The sequence below is a fragment of the Labrenzia sp. R5_0 genome (genome assembly GCF_017743835.1).
GTDB lineage: Bacteria > Pseudomonadota > Alphaproteobacteria > Rhizobiales > Stappiaceae > Roseibium > Roseibium algicola.
In genome coordinates this window covers 1-24,531 of the sequence record NZ_JAGHRK010000013.1, presented here as the reverse complement: position 1 = coordinate 24,531, position 24,531 = coordinate 1, and the positions used below count along the sequence as shown (strand labels likewise).

General features: G+C 59.6%; 19 protein-coding genes. 9 read left to right on the top strand and 10 right to left on the bottom strand.

Translation table 11 applies throughout. From position 1 onward, the window contains the following. Positions 1-58: 58 nt before the first annotated feature. Positions 59-1,636 (bottom strand): trimethylamine methyltransferase family protein, encoded by a 1,578-nt coding sequence (locus tag J7447_RS30625; RefSeq protein ID WP_209171757.1) that lies wholly within the window; start codon positions 1,634-1,636, stop codon positions 59-61. Positions 1,637-1,889: 253 nt separating this feature from the next. Here J7447_RS30625 and J7447_RS30620 point away from each other — a divergent pair, with 253 nt between their 5' ends. Further along, positions 1,890-2,807 (top strand): phosphotransferase, encoded by a 918-nt coding sequence (locus J7447_RS30620; RefSeq protein WP_055661233.1) that lies wholly within the window; start codon positions 1,890-1,892, stop codon positions 2,805-2,807. A 55-nt stretch (positions 2,808-2,862) separates the two neighbouring features. Next, positions 2,863-3,909 carry an ABC transporter ATP-binding protein gene (locus tag J7447_RS30615; protein ID WP_209171756.1) on the top strand — a complete coding sequence of 349 codons (1,047 nt, stop codon included), beginning with the start codon at positions 2,863-2,865 and terminating at the stop codon, positions 3,907-3,909. Positions 3,910-3,979: 70 nt separating this feature from the next. Here the strand turns inward: J7447_RS30615 and J7447_RS30610 are convergent, their stop codons facing one another. The 3 genes from J7447_RS30610 to J7447_RS30600 form a co-directional block, all read right to left on the bottom strand. After that, a complete protein-coding gene (locus J7447_RS30610; RefSeq protein ID WP_353653828.1) occupies positions 3,980-5,680 on the bottom strand; it encodes an iron ABC transporter permease in 1,701 nt (566 codons plus the stop codon). Positions 5,681-5,932: 252 nt separating this feature from the next. After that, on the bottom strand, positions 5,933-6,913 hold the full coding sequence (locus J7447_RS30605) for an ABC transporter substrate-binding protein (RefSeq protein WP_023003371.1): 981 nt from the start codon (positions 6,911-6,913) through the stop codon (positions 5,933-5,935). 189 nt (positions 6,914-7,102) lie between these two features. Next, the gene (locus tag J7447_RS30600) at positions 7,103-8,023 is read right to left on the bottom strand and encodes an MBL fold metallo-hydrolase (RefSeq protein WP_209171754.1); all 921 of its coding nucleotides are present in this window, start codon (positions 8,021-8,023) and stop codon (positions 7,103-7,105) included. A gap of 103 nt (positions 8,024-8,126) precedes the next feature. Between J7447_RS30600 and J7447_RS30595 the strand changes: the two genes are divergently transcribed. Both J7447_RS30595 and gndA read left to right on the top strand, forming a co-directional pair. Continuing rightward, entirely contained in the window at positions 8,127-8,966 is an 840-nt protein-coding gene (locus J7447_RS30595) for a LysR family transcriptional regulator (protein WP_209171753.1), read from the top strand. 102 nt (positions 8,967-9,068) lie between these two features. Beyond that, positions 9,069-10,493 (top strand): NADP-dependent phosphogluconate dehydrogenase, encoded by a 1,425-nt coding sequence (gndA, locus tag J7447_RS30590; RefSeq protein WP_208997645.1) that lies wholly within the window; start codon positions 9,069-9,071, stop codon positions 10,491-10,493. A gap of 125 nt (positions 10,494-10,618) precedes the next feature. Here gndA and J7447_RS30585 read toward each other — a convergent pair whose 3' ends face one another. The 3 genes from J7447_RS30585 to J7447_RS30575 form a co-directional block, all read right to left on the bottom strand. Next, positions 10,619-11,437 carry a sugar phosphate isomerase/epimerase family protein gene (locus J7447_RS30585; protein ID WP_152509593.1) on the bottom strand — a complete coding sequence of 273 codons (819 nt, stop codon included), beginning with the start codon at positions 11,435-11,437 and terminating at the stop codon, positions 10,619-10,621. An 85-nt stretch (positions 11,438-11,522) separates the two neighbouring features. Then, positions 11,523-12,470 (bottom strand): glyoxylate/hydroxypyruvate reductase A, encoded by a 948-nt coding sequence (locus J7447_RS30580; RefSeq protein ID WP_209171752.1) that lies wholly within the window; start codon positions 12,468-12,470, stop codon positions 11,523-11,525. Continuing rightward, positions 12,467-12,880, bottom strand: coding sequence for a VOC family protein (locus J7447_RS30575; protein ID WP_023003365.1), 414 nt, complete (start codon positions 12,878-12,880; stop codon positions 12,467-12,469). Before J7447_RS30575 ends, J7447_RS30580 begins: the two co-directional genes overlap by 4 nt. 90 nt (positions 12,881-12,970) lie before the next feature. Between J7447_RS30575 and J7447_RS30570 the strand changes: the two genes are divergently transcribed. From J7447_RS30570 to J7447_RS30555, 4 genes are all read left to right on the top strand, one after another. Next, positions 12,971-13,843 carry a LysR family transcriptional regulator gene (locus tag J7447_RS30570; protein ID WP_209171751.1) on the top strand — a complete coding sequence of 291 codons (873 nt, stop codon included), beginning with the start codon at positions 12,971-12,973 and terminating at the stop codon, positions 13,841-13,843. Between the two features lie 478 nt (positions 13,844-14,321). Next, complete coding sequence (locus J7447_RS30565) at positions 14,322-15,314, top strand: ABC transporter substrate-binding protein (RefSeq protein ID WP_023003362.1); 993 nt, start codon at positions 14,322-14,324, stop codon at positions 15,312-15,314. A gap of 83 nt (positions 15,315-15,397) precedes the next feature. Beyond that, the gene (locus J7447_RS30560) at positions 15,398-16,282 is read left to right on the top strand and encodes a proline/glycine betaine ABC transporter permease (protein ID WP_077291808.1); all 885 of its coding nucleotides are present in this window, start codon (positions 15,398-15,400) and stop codon (positions 16,280-16,282) included. Continuing rightward, positions 16,275-17,306: a glycine betaine/L-proline ABC transporter ATP-binding protein gene (locus tag J7447_RS30555; RefSeq protein ID WP_077291809.1), complete on the top strand. Its 1,032-nt coding sequence runs from the start codon at positions 16,275-16,277 to the stop codon at positions 17,304-17,306. The genes J7447_RS30560 and J7447_RS30555 overlap by 8 nt, the downstream gene beginning before the upstream one ends. Positions 17,307-17,469: 163 nt before the next feature. Here the strand turns inward: J7447_RS30555 and J7447_RS30550 are convergent, their stop codons facing one another. The 3 genes from J7447_RS30550 to J7447_RS30540 are packed head-to-tail and all read right to left on the bottom strand — an operon-like array spanning position 17,470 to position 22,821. Further along, positions 17,470-18,810: an HlyD family type I secretion periplasmic adaptor subunit gene (locus J7447_RS30550; protein WP_055661245.1), complete on the bottom strand. Its 1,341-nt coding sequence runs from the start codon at positions 18,808-18,810 to the stop codon at positions 17,470-17,472. Between the two features lie 51 nt (positions 18,811-18,861). Then, positions 18,862-21,048, bottom strand: coding sequence for an ATP-binding cassette domain-containing protein (locus tag J7447_RS30545; RefSeq protein ID WP_209171750.1), 2,187 nt, complete (start codon positions 21,046-21,048; stop codon positions 18,862-18,864). A 9-nt stretch (positions 21,049-21,057) separates the two neighbouring features. Then, positions 21,058-22,821 (bottom strand): ATP-binding cassette domain-containing protein, encoded by a 1,764-nt coding sequence (locus J7447_RS30540; RefSeq protein ID WP_209171749.1) that lies wholly within the window; start codon positions 22,819-22,821, stop codon positions 21,058-21,060. A gap of 177 nt (positions 22,822-22,998) precedes the next feature. On the opposite strand from J7447_RS30540, the gene J7447_RS30535 reads away from it, so the two are divergent. After that, a partial coding sequence (locus J7447_RS30535) for a cadherin repeat domain-containing protein (protein WP_209171748.1) occupies positions 22,999-24,531 on the top strand: 1,533 nt, incomplete at its 3' end.

Sequence of the window (24,531 nt, the reverse complement as noted above, 5' to 3'; positions counted from 1 at the left end):
CTCCGGAAGCGCCTGCTCTTGCGCGGCAGGCCGTGTTCGAACGTTAAACGTGAAATGATCAGAAGTCGGTCGGGGCGCCGCCCTCGGCCTTTCGCCTCTCGACAAAGGCGGTGATTTCCTCGTCGATGGCCGGATCAAGCGGGGGCTGCTCATAGGCTTCCAGAGCCTTCTTGTAGAGCATGTTCGCCTTGTCGTAGGCGGTCGGGCTGCCTGCTTCCGACCAGCTTTCGTAATTGCGCCAGTCGGAAACGATGGGCGCGTAGAAAGCGTCCTTGTAACGGTCCTGGGTGTGCTGGGTGCCGAAGAAGTGGCCCGCCGGTCCGACCTCGCGGATCGCATCGACGGCAAGGGCTGCCTCTGACACATCAAGCGGCGTCAGGTATTCGGCGATCTTCTGGAGCAGATCGATGTCGGTGATGAATTTCTCGAACCCGGCGCTCAATCCGCCTTCCAGCCAACCGGCGGCATGCTTGATGATATGGGCCCCGCCGTTGATCGCGCCCCATTCCGACAACGTCGTTTCCAGCGCTGCCTGATAGTCGACCGTGTTGGCCGCGCAAACGCCTGACGACCTGTAGGGAAGATGATAGCGCCGGGCGAGCTGGCCACCGACGATTGCTGCCTTCATGTATTCCGGCGTGCCGAAGGCTGGCGCGCCGGATTTCATGTCGACGTTGGACGTGAAGCCGCCATAAACCACCGGCACACCCGGGCGGACAAGCTGGGCGAAGGCGATCCCGGCAAGGGCTTCCGCGTTCTGCAGGGTCAGCGCGCCGGCAACGGTGACCGGAGCCATGGCACCGGCAAGAGTGAAAGGTGTGACGATGGAAACCTGTCCGGCCTTGGCCATTTCGATCAGGCCTTGCAGCATTGGCGTGTCGAGCCTCAGCGGCGAAGACGTGTTGATGACCGTTGCCACGCACGGCGTTTCGACGAATTCTTCCGGGGTAAGGCCGTAGCCGATCCGGGTCAGTTCCAGTCCATCGAGGTTACGCTCCTTTCCGAGCGAATAGATGTGATAGACCTTGTCGGTGAGCCGGAGCATGTCTGCAACGCAGTCGAGATGGCGCACGGAAGCGTGGATATCGACCGGTTCGACCGGGTAGCCCATGACGCAGTGAATGATGTTGAAGAACTGCGACAGTTTCAGGAAGTTGCGATAGTCCTCCTGGTTGCCCGGGCGACGGCCGTGGTCGCGGTCGACGGCATTGGGCGCGCTGGCCACACAGGAAAAGGCAAGGGCATTGCCGCCCACCTGCAGATCATGCGCCCGGTTGCGCGCACGGATCGTGAATTCGGCCGGGGCCTTGGCGACAAGCTCTTCCACCATCGCCCGGTCCATGCGTACACGGTCTTCACCCGGCTTGATGTCGGCCCCGGCATCCTTCAGGATCTGCTTTGCTTCCTCGTGCAGGAAGTCGATGCCGATCTCTTCCAGAACGCGCATGGATGCGTCATGGATCGCTTCAAGTTCGTCAGCGGAAACGGCTTCCAATGGCTTGAAGATATGCTGCGGCTGCTTGAAGGGTTTTTGCGGAAAGAGATCCGGACCGGTCTTCTCGCCGCCCCTGCGCCGCCGTCCGCGCCGTGCGGGAGCCGTCTCGGCAAGCGAGGCCGTTTCGATGTCATGCGTCATGTCGTCCGCCACTATTCCTGAAAGCCGGACCTGATGCCCTGGAAAGGCTTGGGCGCGGCCCGGTCTGCGCCATTTCATCAGACGTTACTTGAGAGGGCACTTTCAGCGGGCAGTCTCAGAACGACGGCCAGTGCTTCAACTCCGACATCCGGCACCGTGTCCTCGATCCAGCCGTGATCTCGCCCATCGGGGGGCTTGACGGAAAGGGACTTCAAAGCGATCAGAACAAGGAGACTTTTCGTGGGGACCCCTGGTGCGCGTGTTGCTGTCGGATTCGGAACTGCTGGCTTTTCTGAAAACGCTCCTGCCGGTGAAGGACTGGTCAGTTGCGCGGCTACGGCCGTTGCCGGTCGCCTATACCGCCCGGTTTTGGCGGCTGGACACGCCGGGCAGAAGCTTTGTCGTTAAGGAATTCTTCCCCGAAAACGAAGACAACCCTTTGTATCCGACCTTGCCGAGGCAGGAGGCGGACGCCCTTGCCGTTCTAGCCCGCCATGGCCTGTCGCCGGAGCTTGAAGCTTTCACCTACAGTCCGGCGAAAACACCGCTGTTGATCTATGGCTATCCGACCCCGGTCGACAACGAGATCGATGTCGGAGAAGCCGCCGAGCTGATCGGTCGGTTTGCTGCCTTGAGCGAACCTGTACCGGGACACCAGACCGTTCCGGCCGGATATCACGAGGTGTTGGCGCGGGGCGATGCCATGCTGGCGCTCATTCCGCATAGCCGCAAGGCGGCGAACCTGAAGCGGTCGCGTCCGGCCGATGGCGCCGTCAAAAGACGCGAGATCAAGCGTTCGCTCGTTCATCGCAGTTTCTGTCTCGGCACGATCCAGGCAACCGGCGATGGTGCCCGGCTGATCGATTGGCAGTTCGCCGGGCTTGGTGACCCGGTCGAGGATATCGCCTGTTTCGTCTCGCCCGGTCTTGCAACGCTCTATGGCCTTCATCCGCTTGTCGCCCATGCGGAGGAAATGTTCCTGACGCGCTACCCTGACCAGGAGACGGTCGAGCATTTTCTGAAGGAGCGCGGCGCCTATCACTGGTGCCTTGCAGCCTATTGCCTGTTCCGCCACGAAACACTGATGCATTCCAACGCCCCGGCGGCCAGGGCCTATGGCCGCGCGCTGGAAGAGGAAGTCGACTTGCTGCTGCGTTTGCGGGGCCGATGAGGGGCGTTTGCAGCAGTTGTAATCAATCTGTCATGGGAGAAGGCTAACGGGAGGCATGTCCATCCAGCTTGCTTCCGTTTCCAAGTCCTTCGATGCCCATAAGGCGCTGAACAGCGTGTCCCTTTCGATTGAGGACGGCACGTTTTTCGTGGTGCTCGGCCCGTCCGGTTGCGGCAAGTCGACCTTGTTGCGCGCCATTGCCGGGTTGGAGCCGGTCGATGCGGGAGAGATCAAACTCAGTGGGCAGGCCGTTGCCGGCAAGGGCCTGCACCTGCCGCCCGAGCAGCGCCAGGTGGGAGTGGTGTTTCAGTCCTATGCGCTGTGGCCGCACATGAATGTTGCCGCCAATGTCGCCTTTCCGCTGGAGACGGCGGGTGAAACGCGGAGCGCGGTGGCGGCCCGTGTGGCGGAGTGCCTGGAAACGGTGGCCCTGACACCGTTCCGGCAGCGCAAGCCGGCCGAACTTTCCGGCGGTCAGCGCCAACGGGTGGCTCTGGCGCGGTGCCTGGCGCAGGGCGCGCGCACCGTCCTGATGGACGAGCCTCTCGCCAATCTCGATCCGCATTTGCGCAGCACGATGGAAGAAGAGCTGGCGGCATTCCACAGGGCGAGCGGCGCGACGACGCTTTTCATTACCCACGACCAGCGCGAGGCGATGGCCCTTGCCGACAAGGTGGCGGTGATGTGGGATGGCAGCATCCTGCAGGCGGACGATCCCGACACGCTTTACCGCCGTCCGAATTCGAAGAAGGTTGCCGGTTTCATCGGCCGCAGCACCCTCGTTCCGGTGGATGTGCTGCGAGTTGAAAACGGCGAGGCGCAAGTGCGGTTCGGCAATGTTATCGCGGTCGTCGAATGCCCTGACCAAACAGTTTCGGGCCCAGCAACGTTGTTGCTCAGGCCGCAACATCTGGTGCTCGCAACGGGCATTTCCGGCTTCGAGGCAACGGTCGAACGTACGATCTACCGGGGTGGCTATTGGGAAGTCTTCGTCCGTCTCGAAGGCCTTTCGCAACCGCTTCTCATGGTGCTTCACCGAAAGGCGGAACCTGGCGAACTCCTGCAGCTCGATATCCTGCGCGGATGGGTGTTGCCGGAGTGAGTTTTTTCCTTGTTGTCATCCTGCGTAAAGCGCAGTGCAGACCCGGGATGACAAGAGCTTCGACTATCCCTCAATCCTTCCAGGGGATCGTCCCGGCTGGAACCCTGCGGGCCAGTGCATTCATTGTCAGCATGATCAAAATCGTTGCGGCGACGACCACAACCGACATGGCGGCGGCAAGCGTAGTGTAGCCGCCGTCTTCGTAGTTGAAGATTGTCGTGCCGATGGTCTCGTTGCCGGTCGACCAGAGCAGGGCGGAGACCGTGACCTCGTTGTAAGCGGTCAGGAACACCAGAATTGCACCGGAGGCAGCCGCGGGAGCTGCGAGCGGGGTGAAGATCCTTGTCATGCGCCGGTAGAACCCGGCGCCAGCCACCCGAGCCGCATCTTCCAATGAACCATCCATTTGCAGGAAGGCGGCGGCAACTGGTTTCAGGCCCACTGCCAGGAAAACGGAGACATAGGCAATCAGGATTATCCAGAGGGTGCCGTAGAGCGAGATGTTCAAAAGCGGCAGGGGGCGGATGAACGCCAGGATGAAGGCGATCGACATCACCAGGCCGGGCACGGCAAAGGCGATTTCCGACTGTGTGAGCGCAAGGTTCGCCCAGGTTCTGTGAGCCGACTTCCGATGGGCGAGGAAATAGGCCAGGAACAGGCTGATGACAGCAATGACAAGTGCGGCAACCCCGGCAACGAGAGTTGAGTTGGCGAAGGCCCTGAGCGTGACGGACTGGCGCCAGAGCACCTCGGTGAAGTTTTCGAGTGTCAGGGTTTCTGCAGACAGCGGCAGGCCGTAAGTGCGAACCAGCGAGGTCGCCAGCAACGAGCTTGCCGGCAGCAGCAGCACGAAGGCGACGAACAGCCAGAGAGTGGCTTCCACAAAGGGACGCTTGCGGCCAAGAGAGATCGCCAGAGGGTCTTGCGGCAGACCGATGAGGCTGGTGCGCAGGCGCCGCTGCAGCACACCTTGCAGCAGGATCGCCGCAAGGGCGACAACGGCCAGGATAACCGAAATTACCGCCACGTTTGGCAGGACATCCGGACCGAAGCTTGCCAGCCTTCGCCAGACCAGAACGGGCAAGGTGGTGTAGCGTGCCGGAATGCCGATCAGGGCATTGATGCCGAAATTGCCAAGTGCGGCAACGAAGGCGAGCGCAAAACCGGCCAGCAGGGATGGCGCGAGCAACGGCAAGGTGATCCTGCGCAACATCAAGAAGCTTCCGGAGCCGGAAACGCGGGCCGCGTCTGAGAGTTCGCGCGGAAACGATCTCAACGCGGCACGGACCAGCAGGAACACCAGCGGGCTGTGCTGCAGGGTCAGCAGCAGGACGAGGCCTTCACGGGAGTAGAGAGGGTGGGTGGAGCCGAGTTCCGGAGCCAGCCCAAGCCAGCGCAACACCGGACTGCCCGGGCCGAGCGCCTGTATCCAGGCAATAGCCGTTACATGCGGCGGGATCATCATCGGCAGCAGGATCAGGAAGACCAGCAGGCCCTTGGCGCGAATATCGGTGAGGCCGATCAGGAGTGCGAGCAGGGTGCCGAGTGCGGTTGCTGCCAGTGCCGACAAGAAACTGCTCTCAACGGAATGCCACAGCGCGCTTCGGACCGACCGGCTCTGCACGGCTTCCATCAACGGGCCCAGGTCGAGACCGCCATCATCCGTCAGCCCGGTCTTGAACAAGAGCAGCAGCGGCAGGCCGCAGATCAGCGTTGCACCGAGAACAAGCGCGAGGAGGGAGGTCTTTTCGGAAAGCTTCGATAGCTGCACAGGGATTTGCCGTTGCTTCTCGCAGTCATTCCGGACAAGTGAGGCGTAGCCGAGCGATGATCCGGAATCCAGACATGTTTCGCGCCGGAGGCGCGGCCAAATTCCAAACGGAACAGAATTCGCTTTGCTCATGCTGATGTCTGGATTCCGGATCAGCATGAGCAACGCTGCATTTGTCCGGATTGACGGGGGAACGGTAAAAAGCAGCGAGGCTTCCGCCACGCTGCCCGTTGTCGAAAGGAGGCGTTGGCCTTACCCGCCGAAGATCTCGGAGAATTTCATCTTGTCAGCCTGGTCCTGTTCCAGGGCCTTGGCCGGATCGAAATCCATGAGCTTGATCTGGTCGCGAGCGGGGAAGCCCTCCGGAGCCGGGACGCCCGGGTGCGCCGGCAGATAGCCCTGGGATGCGGCAAGCTTCTGACCGTCTTCGGAAATCAGGAAGTCGACAAATGCCTTGGCGGCATCCGGGTTCTGGGCAGTGGAGAGGATCGCAACCGGCTCGGTGACGGCGGAGACGCCTTCTTCCGGGAAGACGAACTCAACCGGTGCGCCTTTTACCTTTTCGCGGATCGGCAGGAAGTCGACGACGAAGCCGTAGAGTTTCTCGCCACCGGCAATCGCCTTGTAGACGCCGCCATTGCCGCCCTGCGGGTTGGCGCCCTGGTCTGCGAGGCCTTCGTAGTAGGCCCAGCCAAGCTCCGGGTTGGAGGTCAGCGCAGTCATGTGGATGGTCGCGGCGCCGGAGGTCAGCGGCGACGGCATTGCCAGCTTGTCCTTTGCTTCCGGCTTCAGGAGATCCTTGTAGGACGTCGGCTTCATCGGCGCGTTGGTGTTGTACATGATGCCGGTGGTGATCAGCTTGGTGGAGAAGTAGCTCTTGTCCTTGTCCATGATCGCCGGATCGTAGGCGGAAACGTCGGCCGCCTCATGCGCCATCAGACGACCTTCCTGCTTCAGGCTTTCCATGGTCACCATGTCGGCGATCAGCAGTACGTCCGGCTTCGGCGCACCGGCTTCGAATTCGGCCAGCAGCTTCGCCATGATCTTGGTGGTGCCGTCACGGACCCACTCGACCTCAACGCCCGGATGGGCCGCGGTGAAGGCATCGACGGTTGCCTGGGCGTCGGCGTTCGGCTGGGAGGTGTAGAGCACGAGCTTGCCGGTAACATCGTCGGCGTAAGCGGAGGCGGATGCCGCGGCCAGGAGGCCGGCTGCGATCAGAAGCTTTTTCATGTGACAGATCCTTTGCACAGAGCAGCAAAAGGGTTGCGGATGAAAATCGCCTATCAGCTCTACATGACAGTTTTATTCAGGCAGCGGGTATTTTTACGGGTAATTTTGCCGGCTAAGTTTAGTTTATGGGAGGCGTTTGCGGCAGCCGGCATCTCCTTTGGAGATGCCGGTGCCCCGTTGTTTTCGTGGTCAGACGTAACTTACGCAGGTGCCTTCCGAAACAAGATCCAGTCCTTGCGTCTTGCCGGCAAGCGCAGTCGGCAGGCTGGTGACGGGTTCAAGATAAAGCGCGTAAGTGGAGTGATGGATCGGCAGTACCTTGCCAGGCCGGAGCCTATCCACGAAATCGGCGGCATGATTTGCGCCCATGCTGATCTGCCCGAGGGGTCCTGAAGTGCCGACGCCGCCAAGATGTGGAATGAGCACGTCCGGCGATCCGAAACCCTTGAGCGCGTCGAGGACATTTGGCGTCGGGAAGGTATCACCGGTCCAATAGATCGACTTTGCCCAGTCGCCCTGGCGGATCTCCAGCCAGTAGCCATTACCTGGGCCAAGCAGCGAGGCAATCTCCGGGTTTTCCGAGTGTTCGGCAGGTAGTGCGGTCAGCGAGAGCGTGACGTCACCTCTGGTAATCACGTGAGGTTTCATCCAGTCGGCCACCTGAACCTGCGTGAACCCCTTTGCGGTCAATCGCTCCCGGTCATGAGAGGGAACAAGGAACGGCATGTCCGGGGCAATTGCGCTTTCCGCCGTCTGGTCGAAATGATCTTCATGCAGGTGGGATAGCAGGACTTGATCCACCCTGGAAAGATCGACACCGCGAAACGGGGTCAGCCGTTCGTGTGTCACCACATCGGGTCCCGTGGCGAGATCGAACATCTGGTTGGGATCACCCATGCGAAACGCGTGCTCACCTTCGCCGAAGGCCGGGTCGGTCAGGAGGGTGAGGTCCCCGCATTCTATCAGCATCGTTGCACCGCCGAGCCAGGTGATGTCGAGCCGGGGAGATCCTGTTGCGGTTCTTGCGGGAGCGGACGAAACACCGGTCAAGATTGCCGGAGCAGCCAGCGACATGGTGCCGGCTGACTTCAGAAAACTGCGCCGTTTCATGGGAATACCTCTTGGGACCGTTGTTGGTGCGTTGTAGGTAGACCGCAGATATTGTTCGGTGTAGCTGTATAAAAATAAACAGTCTGGCTGAAAATATCGCGCAATGACAACGCTGGCACATCTGGAAACCTTTGTTGAAGTGGCCGGTCTTGGCAGTTTCGCTGCTGCCGCCCGGCAGCTCGACCTGCCGAGGTCGACAGTTACAGCTCGTATCAAGGCACTGGAGGAAGAGCTTGGCGTTGCCCTGTTCCAGCGCACGACCAGGCAGGTGCGCCTGACGGTGGAAGGCGAGGCCTACCGGGAAAAAGTGCAGCCGGCCTTGCGGGATCTGGAGGAGGCCGGAGAACAGCTGAAATCGGCACAGGCGCCGCAGGGGATGGTGCGTGTGTCTGTCCCGGTCGACCTGCCGCTGGATGTTCTGGCAGAGGCGATGGCCAGTTTCAACTTACGATATCCGGAGGTCCGGATCGAAGTGCATGTCAGCGATCGACCCGTTGATCTGACTGGCGAGCGGTTCGACTTCGCCCTCCGCGGCAACCGGGTTGCATCGGAAAGTGTCATCGTCCGCAAGATCGCCTCCAGTTTCCTTGTTCTTGTCGCCCGGCCGGAGCTCTTGGAAAAGGCGTCTTTCGACGAGCTGTTGACGTCAGGACGGGTGATCGATCCCGCCGAAGTGCTGATGGAAGCGGGGCAAGGAGGAGGTGCCCCTGTTTACAGGACGCGGAACCTGCAGCTTGCGCTGGCCCTGGTGCTGAATGGCGGTGTGGCGGGTATCTTGCCGAAATCGATGTGTGCCGAATTCCTGGCGGATGGACGCTTGGCCGAGGCTGCGTGTCCGGTCGATCTGCCGGAGTTGCCGCTCTTTGCGGTCCTGCCGTCACGACGGTTCATCCCCAAGCGCGTTCGCCTGCTGGTGGATCATCTGGCAAGTGCTTTCGGCTGATCGGATTTTACACGGTCTTGCCCCAACCAGACATTGCCGTTGGGCAGCTTGTCGGCTATCACCGCCCCACCAGACATTAATCGATTTATGAAAGGCATGTTCATGAGCTCAAACGGCGCGGCCGCGGAAATCGGCCTGATCGGTCTCGGTACCATGGGTGGCAACCTTGCGCTCAATATTGCCGAACATGGCTTTCAGATCGCGGTGTTCAACCGGACCACGGAGAAGACCGACCAATTCATGGCGAAGGCCGGGGAACTCGCGCCGAAACTGGTTCCGACCAAGACGCTGGAAGACTTCGTTGCATCCATCAAGACCCCGCGCGCGGTCATCCTGATGGTTCCGGCCGGTGAAGCGGTCGATGCACAGATCGAGGCTCTACGGCCGCTGCTCGATGCAGGCGATCTCATCATCGATGCGGGCAATGCCAATTACCACGACACGAACCGCCGCGCGGCGGAAGCTGCCGAAAAAGGCCCTCGCTTCATGGGGATCGGTGTTTCCGGTGGCGAGGAAGGCGCGCGCTTCGGTCCGTCCATCATGGGTGGCGGTGCGAAGGACGCCTGGGATCAGGTCGGCCATATTCTGGAAGCGATTTCCGCCAAACACGAAGAAACGCCCTGCGCGGCCTTTCTGGGTGAAGCGGGCGCGGGTCATCTGGTCAAGACCGTCCACAACGGCATCGAATATGCCGACATGCAGATGATTGCCGAAGTCTACGGCGTCATGCGCGACGGTTTCGGCATGTCGGCTTCAGAGATCGGGGATGTCTTCGAGAAGTGGAATGGCGGCATCCTGCAGTCCTACCTGATCGAGATTTCCGGCAAGGTTGCCAAGACGGCGGATCCGGACACCGGCAAACCGATGCTCGACATCATCCTGGACAAGGCCGGCCAGAAAGGCACCGGCCGCTGGACGGCCATCGAGGCGTTGATGCTGGGCACCCCGGCAAGCGCCATCGAGGCGGCCGTTGCCGTGCGCAACATGTCCGCGCGGTATGAGGAGCGCAAGGAAGGCGAAGCCGAATTTGGCGCGGCTCCGAGCGGCATGGACCGCGAAGCTGTGACGATCGATGCGCTGGAAGCAGCTCTCGTTGCCGGCAAGATCATCTGTTATGCGCAAGGCTTCGGTCTGATCCTGGAAGCGGCCAAACAATATGGCTGGGCAATGCCCCTGCCGGAAATCGCCAAGATCTGGCGTAACGGCTGCATCATTCGCTCGTCCATGCTGAACGACATGTCGTCCGCACTGTCCGACGACGCCGAACGCAACCTGATGCTGGCGCCGTTCTTCTCGGCAAAGCTGAAGGAAACCGAAGCGATGCTTCGCCAGGTCGTTGCCCAGTCCGCGCTGCATGGTTTGCCGGTACCGGCCCTTTCGGCGGCGCTGTCCTATTTCGACATCATGCGCACAGGGCGTTCCACCGCAAACATGCTTCAGGGCCAGCGCGACTTCTTCGGTGCGCATGGCTTTGAACGCACCGACAAGGACGGCGGCGGCTACCACGGCCCCTGGGCGATGGGCTGAGGCCAAAAAATCAGACGCTCAGGCTTTCGCCTGGGCGTCATTGCGGCTCGGCGTGTGCCCTGCGAAGCACTTGTCCGCAATGACGGCGCACGGATATGCGCCGCCTCGCAGTGCCATCCTGGTGGTTACTGCGCCAGTCCAAGTGCCGCCATGTTGGCAATTGACGCCGGCAGGCCGGAATGGTCGCGCAGTTCAATGATCAGGCGCGGATCACTCTCGAGTTTGGAAAGCGCGCCGAACACGGAGTGCCAGTTGATCGTGCCCTGCCCAAGCGTCCAGTGGCGGTCGGCGTATCCATCCGCGTCCTGCAGGTGGATATGGCGCAGACGATTGCCGGCGGCCCTGACGTAGTAATCGACCGGCGGGGCGCCAGTCGTGCCATGAGCATAGTGAGCGTGTCCGGTATCGATAGAGACTTTCACCGCCTGTGAACCGAAGCTCTCGGCAAGCTCTATCCGGGCATAAGGGTCCTTGTCCTCGATGTTCTCGATGACGAGTTCGCAGCCGATATCTTCTGCACGCTTGACCGCGTCGCTCATGGTCAGGTGACAGAGCTCTATCTTGCGCTGCCGGGCATTTTCATAATTGTCGAGGTTGTTGAAGTCCCAGGTCGTATAGGGGCTGTGCACGACCATGTGGGTGCCGCCCAGAGCCTCGCAGACTTCCAGTCCTTGCAACAGGCGCTTGCGCACGATCTCGCGGACGTCGACATCCATGCTGTCGACGGTGAAGCCGAAGAAGGGGCCGTGAATGCCGACACGGCCCTGATGGCCGTCCAGCAGTTTTCTGGCCTTCTCGACGATCGGTTTCCAGTCGCCGTTCAGCACTTCGGCCGGCCAGAAGTCCTGAAGTTCCAGATCCCGCGGTTTGTCCAGCATCAGTTTGCGATGGGTTTCCAGCGCGTCGACTGTCAGCGCAGCACCAAGAATTGGGAGATCGGTCATGAAACACCTTTGAAGGAGACGAAACGGTTGTCGCCTGATTAGAGGCTGATCCTTGACACTATTGCGACGGAGAGCGGATCAAATTTCAGTATCCACGTTCCCGGTCGACGGCTGGGGGAATCGTACCGTCTTTGTAATATTGGCCGATGTTGTCTGCCACGATCCTGGACGCTGTGCTGATGATGGTCGGGGCGGATATGTGCGGCAGCACCGTGACCTTGTCATGATCCCACAGCGGACTTGACGGTGGCAGGGGCTCTTCATCGAAGACGTCGAGAACGGCATGGCCGAGCGGGCCGTTGTCGAGATTGTTGACGAGAGCGGCAGTGTCGATAATAGGGCCTCGGGCGAAGTTGATGATCGCAGCGCCCTTCTTGCAGGCGCTCAGCTCGTCCTGGCCGATCAGGCCGCGTGTTTCATCCGTCAGCGGCATCAGCAGGACAATGAAATCGGACTGGCCGAGTACCTCCAGAAGGCCATCGCGACCATGCCGGCAGGCTATGCCTTCAATTGATTTTTCGGTACGGCTCCAGCCGAGCACATTGAAGCCGTTGGCTTTCATCCGCAAGGCCGCCGCTGCGCCGAGCTTGCCAAGACCCAGGACGCCAACCGTGCGTTCCTGTGGGCGTTCGAGTGCATGATCCTGCCAGATCTTCTGCCGCTGCTGGGCAATGTACCGGGGCATGCCCCTGTGCAGGTAAAGCGTCCAGGCAAGAACCGCTTCCGACATGGTTTCCGCCATTTGCGGATCCGTCAGGCGGACGATCTTCGGACCGTTTGCGGGAAGCTCACCCATCAGGCGCTCCACCCCGGCCCACAGGCTTTGTACCCAGACCAGATTGGGAAGTGCCGCCACATTGGCGGGGTCGGGATTGGCGACAATGGCAACGCGCGCTTCGGATCGTTGGTCCTCCGTGAGGTCTTCGAACGGCTTGACGTCGGCGATGCCGTCGAGCGCCTTCGGCAGTGCTTCGCGCCAGCTCTGGCGCTCATCAGGGCTTGCAGAGGAAACAAAGGGAACGACGGGCCTCATGCGGCGAAAACCCCGGCTTCATCGGCAAAGCCCTTGATTTCGATTGGGTTGCCGGAAGGGTCCTTGAAAAACATGGTGCTCTGCTCGCCGGGTTGGCCCTCGAACCGGACGGTCGGGGCGATGACGAAGGCGAGGTTAGCGTCTGTCAGTTTTTGCGCAAGCGTCTTCCAGGTCTCCATGTCCAGCACCACGCCCAGGTGCGGCATCGGCACCATGTGATCGCCGACCTTGCCGGTGTTGGTCGTCTCGAAAGGCTTGCCGAGATGGAGGGACACCTGATGGCCGAAGAAGTTGAAGTCGACCCAGGTCTGCGTGCTGCGGCCTTCCTTGCAGCCAAGCAGGCCGCCGTAGAACGCGCGGGCTTCGTCCAGATCGGTTACGTGATAGGCAAGGTGAAAACAGGGTTGCATCGCTCGGCTCCTTTGAAAACGGATGTTGAGTAGCAGATCCGATTCAAAACATTTAAGATGTTTTTCTGCTTCTGAGCGAAGGAAAATGTTTTGGATACCCGATTTCTTGAAAGCCTGCTGGCCGTTGCCGAAACCGGATCCATTGCTGCGGCTGCGCGACAGCAGGGGCTCACGGCCGCTGCCGTCAGCCAGCGTATTCGTGTGCTGGAAGCCGAATTGGGGGCAACGCTTCTCAACCGAACGGCACACGCAGCCCTGCCGACCGAAACCTGTTTCCGGCTGTTGCCCGCAGCACGTCGCCTTGTGCGGGACGCGGAGCAGCTGACAAACCGCATAGATGCTGATGGGTTAAGCGGTCCATTTCGGCTTGGGGCGGTATCGACGGCCCTTTCGGACAACGTGCCCGCGGTCATCCAGCAGTTCCGGCAAAAGGCGCCTCAGGCGGTGCTGACCGTTCGGCCCGGCACGTCGGCCGATCTTTACGAAGGATTGCGCAGCGGGGCGTTGGACGCGGCCATTACGGTTGCCGCCCCATTTGAATTGCCCAAGGACATCATCTGCAGAACACTGGAGGCTCAGGCTATCGTTCATGCCTTGCCGCCCGAACGCGATCTATCCAAAACCGAGGCCGGAAAACTGCCCTGGATTGTCTATGACAGGCAATCGTGGGGCGGCCGCAAACTCTGGGCGGATTTTGGCGTGTTGGTTGGCGAAGAACACATCCTTTGTGAGCTCGATGCTCCGGAAACGATCGCGCAGATGGTGTCTCAGGGAGCAGGACAGGCGATTTTGCCCGTCTGGCGAGGGTTGCGGATGCATGGTCCGGAGATGACCTTGAAAGACCTTCAGGGCGGGGCCGGACGCGAAATGGTTTTCTTGCGAAAGCACACTTGTGCCGCACCGGTACTTGCCGACCTCGTGCACAAGGTGTTGCGCGATCAGGTCATCAGTACACATGGTTAAATTCGGCACTTACTGGTTGATCTTATTGAGTTTAAACACCTTTTAAGGGTGAAAAGAATCACTGTCATAGTAAGAAAATTATGTGTCATGACGAATACCGGCATTAAAATGTCGTTTGCAGGCATGTTCACGAAATTTGACGTATGAATGGTATGAGAATTGCGACTATACTGTTGTGCTAGGAGCCTCTTAATGCAATTGTATTGGTCGTTGGGCCTGAGCTCGGTACAAATACCGAGTATGACCTTCTTCTCAAGTAGAGACGGCGGTCAGGCTTATTTCGAGCAAGAACAACGTATATGCGTCAAATGAAGGCTGAATTAATAAGATTTAATCTAGAAGCCTTCACGGCTCAATTCTGTTCTCAACTCGTTATTCTTTTCCATTGGACGCGCAGGGAGGTGATTGCTTTCACGGAAGCTTTCGCGCGCCGCGCCCAATTCAATCTCAAGCAAACAGACTGCACAGGAGCATCCTCATGAAGAAGTTGTTTGTCTCGGTCGCCGCGACCGCTCTTATCGGCATGGCCTCGTCCGCCATGGCAGAAGAGTGCGGCACGGTCACCGTTGCGGAAATGAACTGGGCGTCGGCAGGCGCTATTTCGCAGATCGACAAGATCATTCTGGAAAACGGCTACGGCTGTACCGTTGAACTGGTGAGTGGCGATACCATGCCGACATTCACCTCCATGAATGAAAAAGGCGAACCGGACATGGCTCCGGAGTTGTGGATCAACGCCGTGCGCGAGCCTCTCGACAAGGCAGTTGCCGAAGGCTCCCTGATCATCGGCGGTGAAATCCTGAACGAAGGCGGTGTCGAAGGCTTCTGGGTCCCGACCTATATCGCCGAAGAGCATGACATCTACACCGTCAAGGATGCCTTGGCGCATCCGGAACTGTTCCCCGGCGCGGAAGACGAAAGCAAGGGTGCCTTCTTCACCTGCCCGGCAGGCTGGAACTGCCGCATCACCACCGGCAACCTGTTCCGCGCCTTCGGCTTCGACAAGGGCGGTTTCGAACTGGTCGATCCGGGTTCCGCTGCGGGCCTTGACGGTGCGTTGGCAAAAGCCAACGAGCGCAAGGAAGGCTGGCTCGGTTACTATTGGGCACCGACCGCGATCCTCGGCAAGTACGACATGACCCTGCTCGACTTCGAAGTCCCGCATGACAAGGAAGAGTGGGACACCTGCACCGTGATCGAGGACTGCCCGGAGCCGAAGCCGAACTCCTGGGTGAAGTCTGAAGTCTTTACCGTCGTCACCGACGACTTCGCCAACAAGGCAGGCCCGGCCATGGAGTACATCAAGGGCCGCACCTGGGATAACCGGACGGCCGGCAAGGTTCTTGCCTGGATGACCGACAACCAGGCTGCCAACGAAGATGGCGCATACTATTTCCTCGAAAACTTCGAAGATGTCTGGACCCAGTGGGTCAGCCCGGAAGTCGCTGAAAAAGTGAAAGCCGCGCTCTGACAGGCAAAAGAAACAACAGGGGCCGCTCCAATGGTGCGGCCCCAACCATTTGGGGCAAAAACTAAACCATCGGGACAACAAAGATGGATTGGATAGAATTTCCATCGCTGGGTCGAACAGACCTGCTGGCGATCAAGAAGACAATCGACGGTTCGTTCAGAGGCTTCACCAGAACCTACGGCGACTATATCGACAACTTTTTCAACCCCTTGCAAGATTTCCTGGTCTTCCTCGAAAACCTTCTGATCAACTCGCCCTGGCCGATCATTCTCGCGGTTTTCGCGCTGGCGGTTTACTTATTGAGCCGCAAGATCAGTGTTACGGTCGGAACGGTTCTGGCCCTGGTGTTCATCGGGGTGTTCGGGCTCTGGGAAGACACCATGCGCACCGTCGCCATGGTTACCGTATGCACCTTGCTGGCAATTGTTCTGGGAATTCCGATCGGCATCGTGATGGCGCGGTCCGATCGTGTTCAGGGTTTCGTCAATCCGATCCTGGACCTGATGCAGACGATGCCGAGCTTCGTCTACCTCATTCCCGTTGTGATGATTTTCGGTATCGGCAAGGTCCCGGGTCTGATAGCCGTCGTGATTTACGCCATTCCGCCGATGATCCGCTTGACAAATCTGGGTATCCGGCTTGTCGATACGGATGTGCTTGAAGCTGCTGATGCCTTTGGATCCAGCGCCCGTCAGAAGCTGATGAACGTTCAGCTTCCGTTGGCTTTGCCGACCATCATGGCCGGGATCAACCAGTGCATCATGATGTCGCTTTCCATGGTTGTTGTTGCTTCCATGATCGGCGTACGTGGACTTGGGCAGGAAGTGCTTGTTGCCATTAACAACCAGTACCTGACAGCAGGTATGCTCAGCGGCCTGTCCATCGTCGCGATCGCGATCATCTTCGACCGCGCAACCCAGGCTTTCGGCAAGCGCCTTCAGAAACACTCGGAGGTGGTTCATGGCTGAGGCAACGGGTATCGAGATCAAGAATCTCTACAAGATCTTCGGATCGAACGGCAAGGAGATGGTCAAGAAGGTCAAGGACGGCATGTCCAAGTCCGAGTTGAACGAGAAATTCAACCATGTGCTTGGCCTCAACGACATCAACATCTCCATGCCGGGTGGCAAGATCCAGGTGGTGATGGGCCTTTCCGGCTCGGGCAAATCCACCTTGATCCGCCATATCAACCGGTTGATCGACCCGACCGATGGCGAAGTGCTTTATGGCAACGATGATGTCTGCAAGATGTCTCAGGCAGAGCTTCGGGAATTCCGCCGCCACAAGACGGCGATGGTGTTCCAGAAGTTCGCGCTGCTGCCACACCGCACGGTGATGAAGAACGCCATCTATGGTCTGGAAATCCAGGGTGTGCCGGTCAAGGAAGCCGAAGAGCGTGCGGCCCGCTGGATTGCCCGCGTCGGGCTGGAAGGGTTCGAGAACCACTATCCCAACCAGCTGTCCGGCGGCATGCAGCAGCGTGTGGGGCTTGCGCGCGCGCTCACCAACGATGCCGACATTCTGCTGATGGACGAAGCGTTCTCGGCGCTTGACCCGCTTATCCGCATGGACATGCAGACCGTGCTTCTCGACCTTCAGGAAGAGCTGCACAAGACCATCGTCTTCATCACCCACGATCTTGACGAGGCGCTGCGCCTTGGCGACAGGATCGCGATCCTGCGCGACGGGGCAGTGGTGCAGCAGGGGACCGGGCAGGAAATCGTTCTGAAGCCTGCTGACGCCTACATTGCCGACTTCGTCAAGGAAGTGAACCGTGGCCGGGTGATCCTGGTCGACACGGTCATGGATACGTCCCGGACGCTGGAAAACGGACCGACGATTTCCAGCGGCATCCTGCTGGAAGAAGCGGCCCGGACCTTTGCCGACACGGGCGAGGGCGAGGCTAACATCGTCAACAGCGATGGCCGTCCGATCGGCGTGCTCAACGTGCATGACACGATCTATGCGATGGTGACGCCGGCAACCCACTGAGCCAATGAAGTGTGAAAACGTCAAAACCCCGGAGTTCGCTCCGGGGTTTTTTGTATCCTGGGCGGCGACCTCCACTCTTTCTCGGAAGAAGCCTGGGTGTACCTGCAAGAAGAAAAAGCCCCGGAGTGTTTCCGGGGCTTCAGGATTTCCGGAAAACTCGACTTCAGCGCTCTGTGAAGATCGTTCGTGCCGCACGTGTTACAGGGTGCAGCAGGTAAAGGAGGATCGATTTCGATCCGGTGACCACTTGGGCGTTGACCTGCATGCCAGGGCGGATCGGCCGTTCGTGTGAACCGGCGCCGATGACCTGGCCGGGAAAGGCGAGGGTTGCCTTGAAGTAGTATTCGCCGAATTCGTCCTGGAAACTCGAGGCGGAAATGGTCTCCACTTCCGCGGCCACGGTTCCATAGATGTTCGGGTCGTAGCTGGTGATCGTGATGTCGGCCCTGTCGCCGATGTTGATATGGCCGACGTCCTTCGGATTGACCTTCACCTCGGCAACGAGGTTTTCGGACAGGGGGACGATCTCGGCAATCAGATCGCCGGGATTGACGACTGCACCACGACCGGTCGGGCCAAGGCTCTTGACGTAACCTGCCACCGGCGCCTTCACGAACAGGCGGTCCTGCCGGTCTTTCAGTTTGGCGATTTCCTGTTTCAGTTCGTCGCGCTCCTGGGCAATCCTGGCGCGCTCGTCGGCGACATCCCGGTTCACTTCGGCGCCGGCCTGACTGAGGCTGGCCTGGGCTTCGGTCAGCATTTCACGGGCCTGTGCGAGATTGCCGAACAGCTGTTCCAGTGTGACCTGCGACCGCTGAAAATCCCCCTTGGCCTCCAGGAAGCGGCGACGCGACGTGTAGCCGTCTTTCAGCAAACCTTCCTGGATCTGGAATTTTTCCTTTTCCAGTTCGACCTGTGATTTTTGAAGTTCGACCTGTGCCTCCAGGCTGACCACTTCGGCACGCCTCTGGGCGACACGTGCGGTGTAGGCTTCCTGTTCGTCGGCAACCGCCTTGCGGTTGGCGGTCAAGGCCGCCCGTTGCTGGGTGCTCAGGCCATCCACCGACGGGTCCAGGCGCAGGCCAACGGTGTTGGCATCACTGTATTCCTGTGCAAGCAGACGGCGTTCCTCAAGTTCCAGATAGCTGAGACGGCTTTGAATGCGGGCGAGTTCCGTGGTCGTATCCTGTTTTTCCAGGTGGGCGAGTGGGTCTCCGGCCTGTACCAGCTGGCCTTCCTCAACAAGGATCTCCGAGACGATGCCGCCTTCCAGGTGCTCCACTTTCAAAATCTGGCCGGCAGGCGCTATCTCCCCGATCGTGTTGGCCACTTCCCGGATCTGGCCGATGGCAGCCCACAGCAACAGGAAGCCGGTCGCGATGGTCAGTCCCATGAGGAGGCGTGAATAAAAGGCCGGGGGCACGCCGTCTTCCAATTCCAGCGGAAGGCCGACGCGGCCGTAGACCGCCTTGCGGAGTGTGTCGGGATCGTCTTTTGCTGCCATTGGAAAGTCCTCGGCGGTTGTCTTGCGGCGGGCCGGCGACGGCCCCTTACGTTATTTCGATTGCTGCTTGAGCACGTCCTCAAGGATGTCCTTCGGGGCTCCGGCCATCGCCACCATGCCGTTCTGCATGTAGACAATGTTGTCTGCCATGCGCATGTGGCTGGGGCGGTAGGTCGTGATGATGACGGTCGACTTTCCGCGAACCTGGTCGATCTTCTTCATCAGGAACTTGTCGCCTTCGAAATCCAGATTTCCGGCAGGGTTGTCTAGCAGATAGATCGGGGCAGGGCGCATGAAGGCCCTGGCCAGCAGCAGGCGCTGTTTGACGTTGTCCGGCAGCACTTCGATCAGCTGGCCGGTCAACCGGGTCTCCACACCCTGGGGCAGAATTTCGCCATAGGCGTTGAGGCCGAATTCCTCGAAGGCCTTGCGAACCTGATCGTTGTCCGCCTGCGGATTGGCCATGCGGAAGTTCTGCGCAATCGTACCGTAGAAGAAATCGTGGTGTTCCGGTGCATAACCGATGGAGTTGCGCCATTCGCCCGGGTCGAGCTGGCGGATGTCGAGATCGTCGACAAGGACAGCGCCCATCTGGGGTCGATAAAGCCCGAGCACGGCCCGCACCAGCGAGGTCTTGCCGCAACCGCTCGGGCCGGTGATCGCGGTTACGGATCCCTGCTCCATTTGAAGCGAAAAATTGCGCAAGGCCGGTTCCTGGCGGGAAGGATAGCGCAGCACGACGTTGGAAAAGCGGATCGTGCCCTGGAACTGGCGGTGCAGGCTCGGCAGCCTGCCGGGCTGGCGTTCCATTTCGATTTTCAGAAGGCTGTTGATCCGTTCGATCGTCTGCTGGGCCTGGCCCAGTTGCGATACGCTGAGAAAGGCCTGATGCATCGGGCTGAGCGCACGCCAGGAAAGGGCCATGACGGCAATGAGCGCGCCTTGAGAAAGGTCCTGGTTCATGACCAGAACGGCTCCGAAACCGAGGACACCGATGCCGCACAGGGTCATGAACATCTGCGAGACCACTTGCATGACCTGCGACAGTTGCCTCGTCTTCAGGTTCTTCAGCGCAAAGTCCGCGGAAATCGCCCGGTATTTCTCGACCCAGATGTCGTCGGCGGACAGTTCCCGGATGGCCTTTCGCCTCGACAGGATCTCCACGGTGATGTTCTGCATGCGCGACTTTGCATCGCCGGCCTGATTGATTGCCTGTTTCATGCGCGGAACGATGAGCATGGCCGACAGGACATAGAGCACCAGCAGCCCAGCCGGCAGCAGTGCCAGCGGCCCGCCAATGAAGCCGAGAACCATGACGAAAATCACCGAGAAGGGAAGGTCGATCAACGCATTGGCGAGATTGCCGTGAAAGACGTCCCGCACGCCGTCGAACTGCTTCAGACGGGTGATTTGCGCTCCGATGGGGGCGGACGAAATCAGGGGGAGCGGCAGATGCAGGAAATGGCGGAAGGTGGTGTTGGCGACCACCGCGTCGAGCCTGGCGCCCAGGTAGGCCTGGAGATGCGATTTGGTGCCTCTGACCATCCAGTCCATGATCAGCACAAGCGCAATGCCGATCAGCAGCGTGACCAGCACGGAAACGGATTTGGCGCCGATAGCCTTGTCGTAAACGCTCATGACAAAGAGCGGCAGACCGAGCGCCAGGATGTTCGACAGCAGGCCGACGGTCATGATCGACAGCACCGTGCCCCGGAACTGATGGAACAGGCGGGAGGACCAGTGCTGAAAACCGGCGCTTTCGGTGCTGTCATCCGGCTCGATCACGAAGATCTCGGCATCCTTGAGTTCGCTGAAGGCAATGGCGACCGTGCGATGAGCCTCGCCGCTGTAGGCCTGGAACCGGCCGTCGCTTGTGCGCCCCAGGCCGACCAGCAGATTGTCTCCGTGTTTCACCAGGCAGGGAAACTGTTCCGCGGTCAGCTGCTTTGCGGATCGGCCGGTCGGAGTGACCCGAAAATTCAGCCGGGTCAGCACGGCGCGAAGGTCGAAGATGCCCTTTATGCCTTCAAGGTGAGGCAGGGCTTCGAAGAGATGGCGTTCCATGCCATCCCAGCCGAGGGCTTCCAGCAGGGGCAGCAAACAGGCCTCTGCCGGAGACGCGCGGTCGATCGTACTGCCTGAATGCTGCTGGACACGGGTTTCCAGGTTCATCCGGCTCTCTGCCGGGTTCAGGTTCTGAAAGATCGAATCTGCGTTTTCAAAAGCCGCCAGGGACATGTTCAGCTCCTAAGCCTGCTTTTTGGTGTCGGCTGGCTCGCGCCGCCGCAATTTGTATCGAGGGGTGTTCGGCGTGTCCGGCAAGGCACTAATCCGGCCGTGCTCCATCAGAAACTGCTTGTCGGCAATGGCGCGGAAAGAAGGGCGGTGGCTGACGATCAACGTGGTCAACTGGCCTTTGAGCCGCTTCAACGCTTCAACGAGCTGGGCTTCGCTCTTGTGGTCGAGAGCGCCGTTGGCATCGTTGAGGATGAGGATCTTCGGTTCGCCTGCGAGCGCGCGCGCAATGGCGATGCGCTGTACCATGCTGTCGGTGAGATTTTCTTCAATCGCGTTGCCGAGCATTGTGTCGTAGCCCAACGGCAGCAGGTGAATGTCCTTTTCAAGGCCGATCAGGTCCGCCGCCAATCGGGCTTTTTGCGGGCTTGCGCGAGATCCGAAGAGAGTCAGGTTCTGCAGGATCGTGCCGGCGAACATCTGGGCATCGTTGCTGACGTAGGCGATGTGCCGGCACAGATACCGGTGGTCGACACCGTACAGATCCTGTCCGTCTATCATGATCTTGCCGGAGGTCGGTTCGATATCACCGGAAATCAGGCGAGCAAGCGTCGTTCGGCCGCTGCCGTCGCTGCCCTCAAAGGCAACCGTTTCTCCGGCATTGATCGTCAGGCTCAGATTCTGGACAGGCACGATCGCATCGCTGCGCGCGGCGAAGCTGGCATTTTGCAGCTTGATGTTGCCGACAATTGTCAGGTTCCTGTTTCCTGACCGCTCTTCCTTTGGCAAATCGAACAGGGCGCGCGCTTCGCGGAAGTCATGTTTGACCCGCTGCATGTCCGTCCAGTGGTTGATGCCGCGCAGCAGGGGCTGCACGACCTGACCTGCCAGCAGGGTGCAGGCCGCAACCGCCCCGACACTGATGAACCCGGACATGACCATGAGGGCCCCGGCCGACACCACGCAGACCGTTGTGAGGACGGTGAAGAACCCGGAGGAATTCCGTGCCCGGTTGGTGAGATCGATATAGTCGTAGCCAAGGCGAGAATTTTGCGTCTGCAGGCGTTCAAACCTGCGCAGGATGACCGGCTCGAAGGCCATGGCCTTGATGGTGTTGAGGCCGGACAGGACCTCGAAGATGAAATCGTATTTTCGCTGATCCTGCTCCGCGCGTTTTTCAATCAGGCTGTCGATCCTTGTATTTAGAGCGGCGGTTCTCAGGGCAAACAAGGCCAGGAGAACAAGCGGCACGAAGCCGATCGGCCCCCCGATAAGAAACAGGACGGCAAGAAAGAGGAGGCTGGCGGGAAGGTCGATTGCCAGGAGGCGGGCCTGACCACCGTAATGGTCACCCATTGCTTGCAGCGAGCGCAGCGCGTCCAGGTGTTTGGTCACCGTCGCCTCAGAGTTGATGTCCGCTCTGGAGTGCAGAAGACGTCTGGCTGCTTCGACGTTGGCCTGGTGGGTGAAAGAGGCTGCAAGCCAGCCTGTCAGATACGACCGTGTCGTTTTCAGAACTGCATCGATCACCAGAACGAAACCCAGTCCTGCGATCAGGATGACGAGCGTGTCGGTCGACTTGTTCGGCAGAATCCGGTCATAGACCTGCAAGATGGTCAGTGGCATCGCCAGACCGAGGATATTGATCAGGATGGAAGCGGTTACCACCGAGCGCGGGAGTTTCGGTGTTGATACTTTTTCTCCGGTTTCGGAGGAAAAAAACTCCAGTTGCGGCAGTTTGATACTGGAAAAAGTATCAGTGATAAAAGATGCCATAGTAAGCGCCTCCTTGAATACATTAAGGCGCGTAATTGTTTCAAAACCGTTTACCAAAAATACCATAAATTCTAAATTTACATCAAGTTATACATGTAATTCGAAGAATGAAGTTGGTTTTTATTAAGGTAACCCTGCGTGTGATGACGTTAGGTTTTAACGGAGCACGTGCAAGTCATGGCCGACACCGATACTTCAGCGAATGCAGGCAAGCCCGGCGTTTCTTCTTCAACGGAGACCGCAGCAAAGTCCAACGGCGGATCAGAACCGTCGCCTGCACGCATGGAGGCTCAAGCAGGCGATCCCTACCGCCCGGCCGGTGGCAATGATTATTCCCTGTCCGTGGAACCGGAAGATACCGGTGAAGCAACCTTGGCGAACCTTTATCAGGCTGTGCCTCTCGAAGATCGAGGATCTGGTGCCTCAACCCAGGATGCCGAGGGACTTGGCGGCGACGGCGGTAGAGACGGCCAGGGTGCGCATGGGGGGCTGGGTCAGGGGTTGGGCGGAGCTGGAACCGGTGACACGCTACTGCCGGACGGCGGTACCGAAGTGGCCGAAACCGCCGATGGTGGTCCAAACGATGACGGCGGCCTTGGCGACGGTGCCGTTCCGGAAGCGGGTGGTCTCGACCCGACGTTGTCTCAATTCGATCTGGGCGGCGATGGCATTCAGTCATCGGGCTCCCAGGTTGGTGACGGAACCAGCGGCGGAGGCGGAGGTGCTGGCGAAGGCGGCGATGGTGGGAACACCGGGGTGGGCCCTGTCGAGGACGTCGACAGCACCGACAATTTTGTAACGGAAAACGCCGCAGGGGGTACCGTTGTCGGCGTAGTCGCCTTTGCGAATGATCCGGATGCGACAGACACGGTCACCTACTCGATCATAGACAGCCGGTTCGAGATCGATCCGGATACGGGCGTTATTACCGTTGCTGATGGCGCGGTGATTGATCGCGAAACGACGCCTTACATCGATATCGAGGTTTCAGCCACCTCAACGGATGGCTCGACTTCTACCGGCACCTTCCGGATCACGGTGGGCGACGCGAATGAGTTCGATATCGGTCCGGTGACGGATGTGGATGGAGCCGACAACTTCGTTCAGGAGAACTCCGTGGGTGGCACCGTTGTCGGCGTGACGGCGTTTGCCGAGGATCCGGATGCGACCGACACGGTCACCTATTCCATCACCGATGGTCGGTTCGATATCGACCCGGATACGGGCGTTATTACCGTTGCTGATGGCGCGGTGATTGACCGCGAGATAACCCCCTATATCGATATCGAGGTCACAGCCACGTCAACGGATGGGTCAACCTCGACCGGCACCTTTCGGATTATTGTCGGCGACGAGAACGAGTTCGACATCGGCCCGGTGACGGACGTTGATGGTACCGACAACTTCGTTCAGGAGAACTCCGCCGGTGGCACCGTTGTCGGCGTGACGGCGTTTGCCGAAGATCCTGATGCAACCGACACGGTTTCCTATTCCATCACCGATGGTCGGTTCGATATCGACCCGGATACGGGCGTTATTACCGTTGCTGATGGCGCAGTGATTGACCGCGAGACAACCCCTTATATCGATATTGAAGTGACGGCGACGTCAACGGATGGGTCAACCTCGACCGGCATCTTCCGGGTCACGGTGGGCGACGAGAACGAGTTCGACATTGGCCCGGTGACGGACGTTGATGGTGCCGACAAC